This is a genomic window from Streptomyces sp. NPDC003691 (assembly GCF_053981115.1).
In genome coordinates, this window is the sequence record NZ_JBSFNQ010000008.1 from 106,077 (window position 1) to 121,750 (window position 15,674).

The 15,674-nt window shown below is 75.4% G+C and carries 11 protein-coding genes; 6 read left to right on the top strand and 5 right to left on the bottom strand.

Translation table 11 applies throughout. The annotated features are described in order from the left end of the window. Positions 1 to 4 precede the first annotated feature (4 nt). Positions 5 to 1,588 carry a hypothetical protein gene (locus ACWDR0_RS06390; RefSeq protein WP_456350483.1) on the bottom strand — a complete coding sequence of 528 codons (1,584 nt, stop codon included), beginning with the start codon at positions 1,586 to 1,588 and terminating at the stop codon, positions 5 to 7. A gap of 314 nt (positions 1,589 to 1,902) precedes the next feature. Here ACWDR0_RS06390 and ACWDR0_RS06395 point away from each other — a divergent pair, with 314 nt between their 5' ends. Beyond that, a complete protein-coding gene (locus ACWDR0_RS06395; RefSeq protein WP_456350484.1) occupies positions 1,903 to 6,258 on the top strand; it encodes an nSTAND1 domain-containing NTPase in 4,356 nt (1,451 codons plus the stop codon). A 125-nt stretch (positions 6,259 to 6,383) separates the two neighbouring features. On the opposite strand, the gene ACWDR0_RS06400 is transcribed toward ACWDR0_RS06395, so the two are convergent. After that, positions 6,384 to 7,496, bottom strand: coding sequence for a hypothetical protein (locus tag ACWDR0_RS06400; protein ID WP_456350485.1), 1,113 nt, complete (start codon positions 7,494 to 7,496; stop codon positions 6,384 to 6,386). 23 nt (positions 7,497 to 7,519) lie between these two features. Between ACWDR0_RS06400 and ACWDR0_RS06405 the strand changes: the two genes are divergently transcribed. Together ACWDR0_RS06405 and ACWDR0_RS06410 are read left to right on the top strand one after the other, a co-directional pair. Further along, complete coding sequence (locus ACWDR0_RS06405; RefSeq protein WP_456350486.1) at positions 7,520 to 8,023, top strand: hypothetical protein; 504 nt, start codon at positions 7,520 to 7,522, stop codon at positions 8,021 to 8,023. Between the two features lie 214 nt (positions 8,024 to 8,237). Further along, complete coding sequence (locus ACWDR0_RS06410; RefSeq protein WP_456350487.1) at positions 8,238 to 9,458, top strand: FAD-dependent oxidoreductase; 1,221 nt, start codon at positions 8,238 to 8,240, stop codon at positions 9,456 to 9,458. Positions 9,459 to 9,615: 157 nt separating this feature from the next. Here the strand turns inward: ACWDR0_RS06410 and ACWDR0_RS06415 are convergent, their stop codons facing one another. Continuing rightward, positions 9,616 to 10,380 (bottom strand): S1 family peptidase, encoded by a 765-nt coding sequence (locus ACWDR0_RS06415; protein ID WP_456350488.1) that lies wholly within the window; start codon positions 10,378 to 10,380, stop codon positions 9,616 to 9,618. Between the two features lie 227 nt (positions 10,381 to 10,607). Here ACWDR0_RS06415 and ACWDR0_RS06420 point away from each other — a divergent pair, with 227 nt between their 5' ends. Both ACWDR0_RS06420 and ACWDR0_RS06425 read left to right on the top strand, forming a co-directional pair. Next, positions 10,608 to 11,306, top strand: coding sequence for a response regulator transcription factor (locus ACWDR0_RS06420; protein ID WP_456350489.1), 699 nt, complete (start codon positions 10,608 to 10,610; stop codon positions 11,304 to 11,306). A 140-nt stretch (positions 11,307 to 11,446) separates the two neighbouring features. Then, positions 11,447 to 12,448, top strand: a complete 1,002-nt coding sequence (locus tag ACWDR0_RS06425) for a zinc-binding dehydrogenase (RefSeq protein WP_456350490.1) — start codon at positions 11,447 to 11,449, stop codon at positions 12,446 to 12,448. A gap of 121 nt (positions 12,449 to 12,569) precedes the next feature. Here ACWDR0_RS06425 and ACWDR0_RS06430 read toward each other — a convergent pair whose 3' ends face one another. Together ACWDR0_RS06430 and ACWDR0_RS06435 are read right to left on the bottom strand one after the other, a co-directional pair. Then, a complete protein-coding gene (locus ACWDR0_RS06430; protein WP_456350491.1) occupies positions 12,570 to 13,052 on the bottom strand; it encodes an N-acetyltransferase family protein in 483 nt (160 codons plus the stop codon). Between the two features lie 101 nt (positions 13,053 to 13,153). Continuing rightward, positions 13,154 to 14,092, bottom strand: a complete 939-nt coding sequence (locus ACWDR0_RS06435; protein WP_456350492.1) for an aminoglycoside phosphotransferase family protein — start codon at positions 14,090 to 14,092, stop codon at positions 13,154 to 13,156. 73 nt (positions 14,093 to 14,165) lie between these two features. On the opposite strand from ACWDR0_RS06435, the gene ACWDR0_RS06440 reads away from it, so the two are divergent. After that, positions 14,166 to 15,581, top strand: a complete 1,416-nt coding sequence (locus tag ACWDR0_RS06440; protein WP_456350493.1) for an NAD(P)/FAD-dependent oxidoreductase — start codon at positions 14,166 to 14,168, stop codon at positions 15,579 to 15,581. The last annotated feature ends 93 nt before the right edge of the window (positions 15,582 to 15,674 follow it).

Below are 15,674 nucleotides of genomic sequence, written 5' to 3' on the forward strand. Positions count from 1 at the left end.
CCCGTCACGCCGCCCGCAGGCGCCCCGCCGTGCCCGCCCCGAGGCCCGGGTCCGGGTCCTGGGCCAGGGCGCCGCCCATGTCCACCCACGACGGATGCCAGGCGTGGCCGTACCGCGGGCCCGTCTGCCAGGTGTGGGTGGCCCGGCCCTCCGGATCGCGTCCGAACACCGACAGGTCGCCGCCCGGGCTCAGCACCACCGACGGATCGGCGCTCAGCCGGCCGCCGAGCGACACCCAGCCCGACCAGGGGCCGCCCGTCCCGATCTGCCAGCGGTGGTGCAGCGCCCCGTCCGTACCCCGGGCGAACAGCACCATCCCCCCGTCCCGCCCCACCAGCGCCACCGGACGCCCCACCACCGCGCCGCCCATGTCCACCCACGACCCGTGCCAGGCGTACCCCTGCTCCGAACCCCCCTGCCAGGTATGAGTGATCCGCCCGCCCGGATCCCGCGCGAACACCGACAACGCCCCGTTCGGGCTCAGGAGGACCGCAGGGTCACCGGCCGGGCTGCCACCGAGCGGACCCCACCCCGACCAGGGGCCGCCGGTCCCCGTCTGCCGGCGGTGGTGCAGTCCCCCGTCCGTACCCCGGGCGAACAGCACCATCCCCCCGTCCCGCCCCACCAGCGCCACCGGACGCCCCACCACCGCGCCCTCCATGTCCACCCACGACCCGTGCCAGACGTACCCCTGCTCCGAACCCCCCTGCCAGGTATGAGTGATCCGCCCGCCCGGATCCCGCGCGAACACCGACAACGCCCCGTTCGGGCTCAGCACCACCGCCGGGTCGCTCGCCAGCCTGCCGCCCATCGGCACCCACTCCGGCGCCCAGGCGCCCGATTCCGACTGCCAGGTGTGCCAGAGCGCGCCGTCCCCGCCGCGGACGAAGGCCGCGAGCCTGCCGTACCGGCCGACCAGGACATACGGCCTGCCGTAGGCGCCCGGTGCCGGACGGCCCAGCCCGGTCCACGCGAACCACGGTCCGCCGGGCGCGTTCTGCCAGCGGTGGGTGACGGCCCCGGTGGGCTCGGTCGCGACGACGACCATGCCCGAGCCGTGGTCGACGACGGTCGGCAGGCCGGAACCGACCCGCGGCACCGGGCGGTCCGCTCCCCGCCGGGTCCACCATGTCGTCTCCCGCCGCGCGCCCGCCCGGCCGAAGCTGAAGTGGACGTGGTCGGTATGGGGGTTGGGCCCGGTGTAGGCGGTCCACCCCCGGTCGGCGCGGTACGCCTCCCAGATCCGGCGGTTCCAGACGATGTACATGATCCCCAGGCGCCGGGCCAGCGCATGCAGGTTGCCGTGCCGGTCGGTGGCGAGCAGCCAGCCGATCAGCTCGTCCGCGAGATGGGCCTGGCCGTGCACGCTGACGCCCCAGTCCCAGGCCCGCCCCTCCTTGTGCTCGCTCCGGCCGCCGCTGCCGCACTCGCGGCCGATGCCCAGGTTCGTGGTGCCGGGATACGCGGCGAGGACCAGGTCCTTGAACTCCGCGACGCCCGGCTTCGCCGTCGGGTCGCACTCCCGCTGCCCGTCGTAGGCCGCGTACTCGTCGATCTCGGGACCGAAGTCCGGGGTGGTGGGTGGCACTGCGCCGCTCCTTCGCCTCTGGTACGCCGTCGTCCGGCGGTCTGTCGTACGCCGTCGTCCGGCGCCTCTCGTACGCCGCCCGGCGGTCTGTCGCACGCCGTCGTCCGGCGCCTGTCGCACGCCGGCCCCGGGCGTCTCCCGTACGCCGCCGTCCGGCCCGGATCCCCCGTCAAGGGCTCCGTCACTCCTTGGGGTTGGGCGCGGCCGCAGCCGCCCCGTCCGCCGCATCCGTTCCGTAGCGTCGAAGCACGGAGCGCGGCGTCCACTCAGGGTTTCGGCCCGGGGCGCGGGTGGTGAAGGAGGTGACTGTCGCCTTGTCCGAAGGCAACCGGGAAACACCGGCCGACCTGCAAGGTCTCCCTCGGCAACAACGCGCGGGAGAGGAGGTTTTCGGGGCGCGGCTACGGCGTCTGCGGGCCGAGCGCGGGCTCTCCCTCGCCGAACTCTCCCGCCGGGCGCACTACAGCCGCGGGTACATCAGCAAGGTCGAGAACGGACGGAAGCCCGTCACCTACGGTTTCGCGGTCTGCTGCGACGACGCCCTGGAGGCGGACGGGCTGCTGATCGCGCTGGCGCCCGGGAACGGCGGGAAGGGCGGGCCGGCGCCCTGTCCCTACCCGGGGCTCGCCGCGTTCCGTACGGAGGAGGCCGACTGGTTCTTCGGCCGGGAGCCGGTCACCGCCGAACTGGTCGCCCGGCTCGCCGAGAAGGCGCGCGGGCCCGCCGGGGCGGTATCCACCGGCCGCTGGACCGTCCCCGGCCCCGCACCGGAAACCCGGCCGGAGACCGGCACCGGGACACCCACCGGAATCGCACGGGAGACCGGGGCCGCGACGGGCACCGGACCGGGCGCCGGACCAGGAACCGCACCGGGCCCCGACGACGGGCCCCTCGTGGTCGTCGGCCCCTCCGGTGCCGGGAAGTCGTCGCTGCTCCACGCCGGGCTGCTGCCCGCCCTCGCCCGGGGCGCCCTGCCCGTACCGGGCTCCGCGGAGTGGCCGGTCGCCGTCCTCACCCCCACCGCCCACCCCCTCCTGGCGCTCGCCCACGCCGTCGCCCGGGCCGTCACGGCCGGTGCCGCCGCGGGCGGTCCGGGCGGCCGGGGCCGCCCGCCCGGCCCCACCCCGGACGCCCTGTTCCTCGCCCTCCTCGACGGCACGTTCCCCGAGGCGGTACGGGCCGCCGCGCCCACCGGGATGCTGGTCGTCGCCGACCAGTTCGAGGAGGTCTTCACCCTCTGCCCGGACCCCGCCGAACGCCGCGGTTTCATCACGGCGCTCTGCGCGCTGTCCCGCCCCGCCCTCGTCGTACTCGGCGTCCGCGCCGACTTCTACGGCCGCTGTCTGGAACACCCCGAGCTGGTCACCGCCCTCCGCCGGTCCCAGCTGCCCCTGGGGCCGATGACGCCCGCCGAACTCCGCACCGCCATCACCGGGCCCGCCGAACGCACCTCCCTCACCCTGGAACCCGGTCTGGTGGACGTCCTCCTGCGGGACGCGGGCGTCGACGACGACAGCCCCCGGCCCGGCGGCGCCCATGCCCTGCCTCTGATGGCACACGCCCTGCTCACCACCTGGCAGCAGCGCGAGGACGACCGGATGACCGTGGCCGCCTACCGGCGCACCGGCGGTATCCGGGGTGCCGTCGCGGCCAGTGCGGAGCGGGTGTACGGGCACCTCGACGCCCCCGGCCGGGCGACCGCCCGCCAACTGCTGCTCTGTCTGGTGCAGGTCGGGGACGCGGTCCGGGAGCCGGAGACGGGCGGCGACGGCGGGCACCACGACACCCGCCGCCGGGTCGGCCACGAGCGGCTGCGCGCCCTGCTGCCCGATCCGGAGCGTGCCGACGGAGTCCTCGCGGCCTTCGCCGGTGCCCGGCTGCTGTCGCTGGGCGCCGAGGGGGTGGAGATCACCCATGAGGCGCTGCTGCACGCCTGGCCGCGGCTGCGGCGGTGGATCGACGCCGACCGGGCGGGGCTGCGCGGCCGACAGCGGCTGGTGGAGGCGGCGGAGGCCTGGGAGAAGGCGGGCCGTGATCCGGCACTCCTCTACCGGGGCGCGCAGTTGGAGCTGGCCGCGGACTGGCTGGACGCCCGCCGGTGGGAGGACGACGCGCGGCGGCCCGGGGAGCTGCCGGACGGGCCCGGGGGGTATCCGGGGTCCGGGCATGTGCAGGACCCCGGGCAGGATCCGGGCCCCGGCACGGCGGAAAGCCCCGTGCCGCCCCCGGGCCCCGGCACAACGAAAGGCCCCGGACAGCACCCTGCCCCCGCCCCCGGCGCCTCGTCCGCCCACGCCTCCCCCTCTCCCGCCTCGCCCGCCCCCACCACCCCCTCTCCCGCCTCGTCCGCCCCCACCACCCCCGAGCGCCGCTTCCTCGACGCCTCCCTGGCGCACCGGGAGGCCGAGGCCGCCGCGGTACGGCGGCGGACCCGCAGACTCCGGCAGCTCGTCTCCGCGCTCTCCGCGCTCTCCCTCCTCACCGGCGCGGCCACCGCGTTCGCCCTGTTCCAGCGGGCCGCCGCGCTCGCCGAGCGCGATGTGTCGGCGGCCCAGGTGGCGGTCGACCACGCGGAGCGGATGCGCCAGGTCGACCCGGCGCAGGCGATGCGGCTGAGCCTGGCCGCGTACCGGCTGGTGCGCACCCCGGCCACCCGCGGCGCGCTGCTCGCCTCCTCCGGCAGCGTGTTCTCGACCCCGGCCGGGGGCCACCAGTGGTCGGTCAACCGGCTCGCCTTCACGGATCGCCCGGCCGGGGCGCCGGGCAGCGGCGAGCTGCTCGTCAGCTCGGGCGAGGAGGGCACGGTCCATCTGACCGACGTCCGCGATCCGGCCCGTCCGCTGCGGACCGCCGTGGTCCGCGAGCCGCACCCGGGTACCCGTTCCGCCGTCACCCCGGACGGACGGCTGCTCGCCAGCGGCGGCGACGACGCCACCGTCCGGATCCGTGATCTGCGGGCGGGGCGGGCCCTCGTGGTCTCCCTGCCCGCCGGAGCCCCGGTGACCGCCCTCGCGTTCAGCCCGGACGGACGGCGGCTGGCGGCGGGCGGCAAGGACGGGTCCGTACGGACCTGGCTGCTCGACGGCGCCCGGACCGGCGCGGCCGCACGGGCGGACCGCTCCCACGCGGCGGCCGTGACCGCGCTCGCGTACCGGCCGGACGGTGCCGTCCTCGCCTCGGCGAGCGACGACTGCACGGTCCAGCTCTGGCGTACGGCACCCGGCTCCGGAGCGCCCCGCCCGGCCGCCGTACTCGAAGGACATCGCGCCCAGGTCCGTACCGTCGCCTTCTCACCCGATGGAAGACTGCTGGCCAGCGGCAGTTTCGACCGTACGGTACGGCTCACCCTGGTCTCCGACCCCGGGGATCCGGGCTGGGGCCGCGAGCTGAAGGGCCATCAGGGCCTGGTGAACAGCGTGGCGTTCCGCGGCGACGGCCGGCAGCTCGCCAGCGCCGCGGACGACCAGACGACCCGGCTGTGGGACGTCGCGTCGGGCCGGGCCACCCTGACGCTGCCGCAGCCGAACCCGGTGCGCTCGGTGGCGTACGGACCCGGCGGACGGATCCTGGCGACCGGCGACGACGAGGGGCGCAGGCTGCTCTGGCATCTGCCGCCGCCGGTGCTCCTCGGGCCGCCGGGCGGGCTGCCCGCGGTCCATGCCCTGCCGGGCGGGCGGCTGCTGGCGGCGACCGGCGGCGACGGGTCCGTCCCGCTGTGGCGGACGGGCGTCTGGGGGCCGGACAGCGAAACCCCGGTGGGGGTACTGCGCGGCCACACCGGCGCGGTCACCGGTCTGGACACCGACGCGTCGGGGCGACTGCTGGCGACCGGCGGGGACGACGGGACGGCCCGCCTCTGGGATCTGCGCGACCCGCGCCGCCCGGTGGAACTCGCCCGGATCGACCGGCACCGCGACATGGTGTACGCGGTGGCGCTCAGCGAGGACGGGCGGCTGCTGGTGACGGCGGGCGAGGACCGGCGGGCCCGGGTGTGGGACGTCTCCGATCCGCGCCGCCCGGTCCTGCTGAAGTCGCTGACCCGGCACAGCGACCGGATCAACGGGGTGGCGCTGGGCGGCCCCGGTGACCGGACCCTGGTCACCGCGGGCGGCGACTACCAGGCGCGGGTGTGGGATCTGCGCGATCCGCGGCGGCCGGTGCTGCGGGCCACGCTGCCGCATCCGAACCAGGTCAACCGGGCCGCGCTGGCGCCCGGCGGACGGTTTCTGGCGACGACCAACGACGACCGGCGGGTCCGGCTCTGGGACCTGGCCAGGCTCGGCGCCGGGTCTCCGGCGCCGGTGACCCGGCCGGTCGCGGTGCTCGTCGGGCACCGGGAGGCGTCCCGGGAGGTGGCGTTCTCGCCGGACGGCGGGACGCTGGTGACCACCAGCGACGACCGGACCGCCCAGTTGTGGAGCCTGGCCGACGTCCGGCGCCCGGTGGTGCTGACGGCCCTGCCGGGCCACGGGGGCCCGGTGACCGGCGCGGTGTTCAGCCCGGACGGCCGGACGCTGGTGACGGCGGGGACGGAGGGCACGGTCCGGTTCTGGAGCCATGACGTGGCGGCCGTGGTCCGCCGTATCTGCGCACTGGACGGGCCGGGCTTCGGCCGGGCGGAGTGGGCCGAGCACTTCCCGGACCAGGAGTACCGGCGCTCGTGCGGCTGAGCGGGGGCGGGCTTCCCGTACCCACCCCCGCACCTCGGGGTCTCCCGGCCGGGCGCCTCCGGCTCGGAGACCCCGGCCCCGGAGTCTCCGTCCCGAAACCCCCGGCTCCGGAACCCCCCGGTTCTTCAGAAGCCCTCCGCCGCATACGCCGCGAACGACTCCGGCGGTGCCACATCCGCCTGGCAGGGCGCGCCCCGGCTCAGCGGCCACTGCGTCAGGAACAGCACCTCCCGGTCTGCGTCCCGCATCGCCCGCCGGATCCCGGCCGCGGCCTCCGGGTCGTCGTACCAGACCTCGCCGACGATCCACGGCTGCCGGTAGCCGATCTCGTCCATCGCGGCGTCGGTGTCCATGAACTGCCGGTACTCGTCGCCGTCGCCCGGCTTGCCGTAGAAGTGGACCTCGTGCACCGGCGGCGGCCGGTCGCCGTACACCTGCGGCAGTTGCGGGACCCGTCCGGCCGACCAGACCGTGAGGGAGAAGCCGACCGTGTCGGCGGTGCCGTAGTCGCGGGTGTAGTCGGCCCAGAGCCTGCGGTCGTAGGCGAGCAGGGCCGCGTACTCCGGCCCGGGCGGCGGGGCGCCCTCGTTGACCAGGTCGACGGTGTACGGAAGACCCGAACGGACGACGATGTCCCGCACCTGCCGGACGACGGACAGGTTTTCGGCGTACAGGGATTCGTCGACGGCGGTCCAGAGCATGGGGTCGTTGGCGTCCTTGGGGAAGAACGCGATCTCCACGGCCGCGAAGCCGGTGTCCCGGACGGTCCGCAGCAGATCGGTGAGATTGCGGGCGTTCTGCGCGGAGAGCGTGCCGCCGGTGGAGTCCATGACGGTGCCGGAGTCGGGGCCGCGGTGGTGGAAGACGGGGATCCGCAGCCGCTGCTGGCCCGCGCGGGCCATCGCCGCGAGCTGCCCGGCGATCAGGCCGGGGGCCCGGTCGTAGCTGTTGACCACGCCGTACGGCTCCCGGTGGCAGCCTTCGAGGTGGTAGACGAAGTAGTTCGAGCCGCCCCGGGCGGGCCCTGCGGATCCGGCGGGTCCCCCCGGGGCGGCGGGCGCCTCGGCCGCGGACACCGGCGGCGGCAGCGGCAGGGCGGCAGGCAGTGGCGGCGGGGCGGCGGCCGGGCGGGGAGCCGGGGGCACGGCCGGGCGGGGAGCGGGAGCGGCGGCGAGGGTCAGGAGCAGCGGGACGGCGAGGGGGAGGGCGAGCACGACGGCTCGCGTCCGTGAGCGCATGCGGCCCATGACACCATCGCCTGGTGCTCGACATCGGCTACTCGCTCTCCCGACGCTTCCCCGACCCTCCGCAGACGGACTACCGCCGCGTGGAGGTGACGGCCCTGCGCCACGACCTCTTCTGCGGCGACGTCTATCTCGCCGACACCGAGGCGGACCGGGAACTGTCCACAGCCTGGGGATGGGTGCCCGTCCTCGACTTCGCCTGGGCGCTGTGCGATATCACCGAGCGGCTCGACCAGGATCCGCTGGGGAGCAGGGCGTCCCGCCCGCAGCACGCCGAACTGGACTTCACCGAGTCCTCGGACCGGATGCTCTTCGAGCGGCGGTTCGGCTGGGTGGATGTCGAGGCGGACTGGATGCCCGGGGACGAGCCGCCGCTCACCTTCTCCCACGGCGAGCTGCGGCGCGAGGCCCGGGACTTCCTCCACGATCTGATCGCCGACCTGTGCGAACTGCACGAGGACCTGGCCGACAACCCGGTGGTCTGGGACCTTCAGGCCCGTTTCCCGCGCGTCCCGGCCTGACCCCGGCGCCCTGATCGGCGGGGCCGCCCAGCCCGCGCCGGGCGCCCCCGCCGGAAAGCTCCTCCGGAAGCCCCGTCTGGAAGCTGCTCCGAAAGCTCCTTCGAAAGTTCCTTCGGAGAATTTCCGCGTCCCTGTCACATATCCGGGGGCTGTGCCGTCCCTCCTACGACGACGCCCCGACCGGGCGCCGCCAGGACCGGGAAGGGACGGAACCATGACGGACAAGGCAGTGGGCCGTACGCAGCAGGGTGACCGGGTCACCGTCGTCGGCGGCGGGCTCGCCGGACTCACCGCGGCGATCTCCGCGGCCGAGGCCGGGGCGGGCGTCACCCTCCTGGAGGCCCACCACACCCTGGGCGGCCGGGGCCGTACCGCCGACGGCCCGTACCTGGCGAGCGAGGGGCCGCACGTCTTCTACACCGGCCCCCTGTGGTCCTGGCTCCGGAAGCGCGGGCTGACCGGCCCGGTCGGGCGGGTCTCGGTGGCGGACGGGCTGCGGTTCCGCTTCCGGCTCGGGGGTGCCCTGCGGTCGCTGCCGCCGCGCGGGCTGCTGAAGCTGAGCCGGATCCCGGTGGCGCAGGCGCCGTCCGGGGTCTCCTTCACCGACTGGGCCGGCGGGATCGCCGGTGCGGAGGCGGCCCGCGCGGCCGCGCACTTCTCGGGCGTGGCCCTCTTCCACCACGACCCCGGCTCGCTGTCGGCCGCCTTCGTCCAGGAGCGGCTGGCCCGGGCGGCCGCGCTGCCGCCGCAGGTCCGCTATCCGCTCGGCGGCTGGGGCCGGGTGATGGACCTGATGGCGGACCGGGCCCGGGAGCTGGGCGTACGGATCGAGACCTCGGCGCGGGTGGACGAACTGCCCACCGCGCGGGGACCGGTGATCGTCGCCACCTCCCTCGCGGCGGCGCGGCGGCTCCTCGGGGACGATTCACTGCACTGGACCGGCGGCCGTACGGTCCTGGTGGACCTGGCGGTACGCCGCAGCCGCAAGGACGCGTTCATCGTCTCGGACCTGGACGCACCGGGCTGGGTGGAGCGTTTCTCGGCTCCGGCGCCCGGGCTGGCCCCGGCCGGGGTCTCGCTGGTCCAGGCCCAGTTCCCGGTCGCCCCGCACGAGGGGAAGGCGGCCGGTTCGGCGCATGCCGAGGAGCTGTTCGACCTGGGGCTGCCGGGCTGGCGGGACCGGGTGCTGTGGCGGCGGGACGCGCTGGCCATGGACCGTACGGGCGCGCTCGAACTGCCCGGGACGACCTGGCGGGACCGGCCGGCCGTGGACCGGGGCGACGGGGTGTTCCTGGCGGGCGACCAGGTGGCGGCGCCGGGGCTGCTGGGCGAGGTGTCGTTCGCGAGCGGGCTGGAGGCGTCGGAGCTGGCGCTGCGGGCGCTGGGGAAGGCGCGCACGGCCCGTGCGGCACGGACGGCGCGGACCGGCGCCTGACTCCTCTCGGAGGGCGCGGGCTGTACAAACGGGCGCGCAAGCGGGCTGCACAAGCGGACGGCCGGGCGGGCGGCCCGCGCCCCGCCGGGGAGGGCGCGGGCGGCATGGACGGACGCCCGCGCCCCCGCGGCGGGACGCGGACCGCCCCCGGCCGGGATCAGCGCGGCCGCGCGACGGTCGCCCGCAGCCACTCCCCGTACTGGGCCACATCGGTGAACGAGGAGACCGCATGGGTGTCGGACAGGAAACCGGACGACACCACCCCGGCCAGCCGCCAGCCACCGGCGGCGGACCTCACGACCAGCGGGCCGCCGGAGTCACCGAACCCGGCACCGCGGAACCGGGCGTCCCTGAACTCCAGCTTGTCCCGCACCTTCTCGCTCAGCGGCAGTTCGAGCCGCTGGAGCCGCTCCGGCAGGCACTCTCCGTCCGCGCAGGTGTTGCCCCAGCCCAGCAGCCGTGCCGGGGTCCCGGTCGGCGGTGTCGCGGTGTTGAGCGCGGCGGGCCGCCGGTGCACCGGCTTGTCCAGCTTCAGCAGCGCGAGGTCGGGCCCGGCGAAGACGCCGTCGGGGCGTACCCGGGCATCGGGATGGTTCACGATCCGCTCGACCCGGGCGACGGTGCCGCCCTGGCTGACGGAGAGGCTGCCGATCCGGACCCGGAGGTCCTGCACCGGCGTCGTACCGCCGCCCACACAGTGGAACGCCGTCAGCACCCACTGGCGGTCGACCAGTGTGCCGCCGCAGAAATGCCCGCCCTTCTCCGTCTGGAGGGAGACCGCCCAGCTCCTGGGCGCGGGAGCGTCGCCGCCCCCGACGACGGCGTGCGCCGGAACGGCCGGCGCGACGACCGCGGTCAGCGCCACGAGCGAACCGGCGGCCACAGAACTCCGGCCGTACCGGCGCCTCTTGGTGAGCTGCATGGAATGACCCCTTTCTCCGGTGGTGCCTTGCGCCCTCCGTTCTAGCCGGGACGGACCTTTCGTCGCTCTATCGCTTCGTCCCGCGCTCCTTCCTGCCCGCCTTCACGCACTCCTGCCCGCACTCCTTCACGCACGCCTTCACGCACGTCCTCACGCACGCCCTCACGCACTCCTTCACGCACTCCTTCCCTACACGGAACACATCCGGGTCACGGTAGGAAGGAGGGATGCGGGTACTGCTGGTGGAGGACGAGAAGTTCCTGGCGGAGATGGTGGCCAGGGCCCTGCGGCGGGACGCCGTCGCGGTGGACGTGGTGCACGACGGGTCGCGGGCGCTGGCGAAGCTGGACTCCGGCGACTACGACGTGGTGGTCCTGGACCGCGGACTGCCCGGCGTCCACGGGGACGACGTCTGCCGGTGGGTGGCCGGGCACCGGCCGCTCACCCGGGTACTGATGCTGACCGCGTCCGGCACCGTGGACGAGCGGGTCGAGGGGCTGGCGCTGGGGGCGGACGACTATCTGCCCAAGCCCTTCGTCCACGCCGAACTGCTGGCCCGGATCGTGGCCCTGGGCCGCCGGGCGCATCCCGCGCTGCCGCCGGTCGTCGAGCACCCCGGCAGCGGCCTCGCGCTGGACGCCTTCCGCCGCCGGGCCGGCCGCCACGGGCGGCCGCTCGCCCTGACCCGGAAGGAGTTCGCGGTGCTGGAGGTGCTGCTCCGGGCCGACGGCGCGGTACTGAGCAACGAGGACCTCGTGGAACAGGTCTGGGAGGAACGGACCTGCTACCGCACCAACGCGATACGGATCACCATCAGCAGACTCCGCGTCAAACTCGGCGACCCGCCGGTCATCGACACCGTCCCCGGGCTCGGCTACCGCATCCCCCGCGACCCCGCGCCCGGCCTTGACCTCAACCTTGCTTGAGGTATGAGGCTGGGTTTCGTACGGCCCGTACCCGCCCCGCGCACCGCACCCGCCCCGCGCACCGCACCCGCCCCGCGCACCGCGGCCGCCGGCCCGGACCGTACGGACCACCGCGACCGCACACCCAGGGGGACCCGCGCATGCACGCCGTCCGACTCCACACCTTCGGCCCCGCCGAGAACCTGACCTACGAGGAGGTGCCCGACCCCGTGCCCGGCCCCGGCCAGGTGCGGATCCGGGTCGCCGCCTCCGGAGTGCACGTCCTCGACACCTCCCTCCGCGAGGGCGAGCAGGGCCCTTATCCGGAGCCGCCCGCCCTGCCCACGATCCCCGGCCGGGAGGTCGCGGGCACGGTCGACGCGGTCGGCGAGGGCACCGACCCCGGCTGGCTCGGCCGCCGGGTCGTCGCCCATCTCGGCCTGAACCCGGGCGGCTACGCCGAACTCGCCGTCACCGGCGCCGAGCGGCTCAGGCCCCTGCCGGACGGTCTCGGCGAGGCCGAGGCCGTCGCCATGATCGGCACGGGCCGCACCGCGCTGGGCATCCTGCACTACGCGGACCTCGGCCCGGACGCGATCGCGATCGTCTCGGCCGCGGCCGGCGGTATCGGCACCCTCGCCGTGCAGTACGCCAAGAACGCCGGGGCCACCGTCATCGGGCTGGCGGGCGGACCGGCCAAGGTGGCCCGCACCCTGGCCAACGGCGCGGACCTGGCCGTCGACTACACCGGCCCGGCCTGGCCGGAGCAGGTCCGCGACTACCTCGGCGACCGGCGCGCCACCGTCTATCTCGACGCGGTCGGCGGTGCCACCGGGCGGGCCGCCGTCGGCCTGCTCGGCAAGGGCGGCCGCCACCTCGTCTACGGCTGGGCGGGCGAGAACGGCCCGCACAGCGGGGAGCCCCTGCTGCTCACCGAGGAGGAGCAGGCGGCCCTCGGCGTCGAGACCGTCTATGTGCTGGGCCCGGTGCTGCTGGCGCCGGTGGGCGGCGATATCCGGGTGCTGGAGGACCGGGCGCTGGCGGCGGCCGCGACGGGCAGACTGGCCCCGGCCGTCCAGCGCTTCCCCCTGGCCCGCGCGGCGGACGCGCACCGGGCGCTGGAGACCAGGGCGTCGATGGGCAAGGTGGTCCTGGTGCCGTGACGGGGCCCGCCCGGGGGCGCCGGGCGCAAGGAGGCGCCGCGGAACACCGTACGGGGCCCCACCCCCCGTAAGCCGGGCCGCCACCGCCCCGCTCCGTAGCCCGCCACCGCCCCGCGGCGGCTCAGGGGGCCTCGTACGCCGCCAGCTGCGCCAGCTCCGCGTCCGCCAGCCGGAACACCCGGCTGTCCTCCAGCGGTGCCGCCCCCAGCGAGCGGTAGAACGCGATCGTCGGGACCAGCTTGTCCAGCACCGACCACTCCAGCCGCTGGTAGCCGCGCTCGGCACAGATCCGGGCCAGCGCGGCAACCAGCGCCTTCCCGTGGCCACCGCCGCGCGCGGCCGGGTCGACGTACAGATCCTCCAGATAGATGCCGTGGACACCGCGCCAGGTCGAGTAGGTGAGGAACCAGAGCGCGAACCCGGCATGAGCACCGTCCTCGTCGACGGCGACCAGGGCATGGACCGCCGGATCGGGCCCGAACAGCGCCTCGCGCAACTGCTCCTCACCGGCCCGGACTTCATGCCGGTAACCCTGGTGTTCGGCGAGGGCCAGGATCATCCGGTGGATTGCGGGGACATCGGCGGGCAGCGCGGTACGGATCATGCCGTCAGCATGCGGTCACGGCCACCGCCCCCGCCACCCCGTTTCCCCAACCCCGGCCACCCTGTTCACTCCCACCCCACCACCCTGTTCTCTCCGCCCCCTCACCTCCTGAGCAGGGCGTTCGCCACCGCCACCGGGATGTCGTCCAGCTCGTCCCCGCCGTCCTCCAGATCCCAGAGGCAGTACTGGAGCACCCGGCCCAGCGTCCAGGCCCGGGCCCGCTCCCGGTCCCCGTCCGCCCCGAGCGCCTCGGTCAGCAGGTCGAACCGCAGCCGGATCGCGGCCGGGTCCGGGTCGAAGCGGTTGGTGAGCGCGGGGAGCAGTTCGAAGCCCGGATCCCCGGCCAGTGGCTTCGGGTCGATCGCCAGCCAGGGCTCCCGGGCGGCGCCGAGGACGTTGTCGTAGTGCAGATCCCAGTGCAGCAGCCGGTCCCCGGGCTCCCCGGCGACCTCCCGCAGCGCGGCCGCGCAGTCCGCGAGCAGCTTGCGGTCCGCCGGGTCCGGCAGTGCGGCGAGCGCCTCCGGCACCCGCTCCAGCATCCCCGCGGCGATATCCCCGAGCCGCCGCAGTCCGACGGGCGCGGGGCGGCCCGTCAGCCCGGCCAGCAGGGCCCCCAGGATCCGTACCGCCTCCGCGGTGTCGGCGACGGCGGAGAGCGGACGGGCCGCGTCCAGCCGCTCCAGCAGCAGGGTGCCGGTCGCCGGATCGTGGTCGAGGAGGCGGACCGCGCCATCGCCGTCCCAGGCGCGCAGCGCGACCGGTTCGCCCTCGGTCTCGTCGTCCACGGGCTGGAGTTTGAGTACGGATTCCGTACCGTCGGAGCGGATCACGGGCAGCACGAGGGCGACGACGCCGTGCATCGGCGCCCCGTCCGGGGTCAGCTCCCAGCGCTCCAGGAACCCCTCCGTACGGGCCGGAAGCCCCGCGACGAACGCCCTGGACGCCTCCGTTCCGTGCGCGCGGTGGCTTGCGGCCAACTCCTCCGGGACCCTGATCATGCGGCCGATCGTACGGTTCCGGGGTTCAACGGATTCCCCCATTTCCAGGCCCCCGCCCACCTGCATACAGTCGTACCGATCGCACCATCCCCCGCGGAACGGCACCAGGGACGACATGAGCACGACGGGCACGGGCAGCGCAGGCACGGTCAACGGCGGTATCTCGTTCTGGTTCGCGCAGGACGGGCTCGCCGCGCCCCGCGAACCGCTGCCGGGCGACGGCACCGCGGACGTCTGCATCGTCGGCGGCGGCTATACCGGCCTGTGGACGGCGTACTACCTGAAGAAGGCGGTGCCCTTCCTCAACATCACCGTCCTGGAGGCCGCGTTCTGCGGCTACGGCGCCTCCGGCCGCAACGGCGGCTGGCTCTACAACGGCATCGCGGGCCGCGACCGCTACGCCCGCCGCCACGGCCACGAGTCCGCGGTACGCCTCCAGCGGGCCATGAACGACTCCGTCGCCGAGACCATCGCGGTCTGCGCCGAGGAGGGCATCGACGCGGATGTCCACCGGGGCGGGGTCCTCGAAGTCGCCTGCTCCCCGGCTCAGTCCGCCCGGCTGCGGGCGTACCACTCGGTGGAGGTCGCGTTCGGCGAGACGGACCGGGTCCTGCTGGGCGCCCGCGACACCGCCGACCGGATCCGGGTCGCCGGAGCGGTCGGCTCCACCTGGACCCCGCACGGTGCCCGGGTGCACCCGGTGAAGCTGGTGAAGGGGCTGGCGGCGGCGGTGGAGGCGCTCGGCGTCACGATCCACGAGTCGACCCCGGTCACCGAGATCCGCCCCAAGCACGCGGTCACCCCGTACGGCACGGTCCGCGCGCCGTACGTGCTGCGCTGCACCGAGGGGTTCACGGCCGGGCTCAAGGGCCACCGGCGCACCTGGCTGCCGATGAACTCCTCGATGATCGCCACCGAGCCGCTGCCCGCGGACTTCTGGGAGGCGGTCGGCTGGTCGGGCCGCGAGACGCTGGGCGATATGGCGCACGCGTACGTGTACGCCCAGCGGACGGCGGACGACCGGATCGCGATCGGCGGGCGCGGAGTGCCGTACCGCTACGGTTCGCGCACCGACAACGACGGCCGTACGCAGCCCGCGACGATCGCCGCGCTCCACGAGATCCTGCTCCGGTTCTTCCCGCAGGCGGCCCGGGCCCGGATCGACCACGCCTGGTCGGGGGTGCTGGGCGTACCGCGGGACTGGTGCGCGACGGTGACCCTGGACCGGGCGACCGGTCTCGGCTGGGCGGGCGGCTATGTCGGCTCGGGCGTCACCACGGCCAATCTCGCCGCCCGCACCCTGCGGGACCTCGTCCAGCAGGACTCCGGCCAGGGCGGGGCGACGGAGCTGACATCGCTGCCGTGGGTGGGCCACAAGGTCCGCACCTGGGAGCCGGAGCCGCTGCGCTGGCTGGGCGTACAGGCGCTGTACGCGGCCTACCGGGGCGCGGACCGCCGCGAGGCGGCGGCGCGTTCCACCGAGACGGACCGGGTGGCGAAACTGGCGGACCGCATCTCTGGCCGCCACTGAACTCGTCGTGGCCGCCCGGCAGTGCCCGGCACGGCACGGGCCGTGCGCCGGCCTCCCCTTCCGGCGCACACCCCCCGCTCACGCACTCACGCC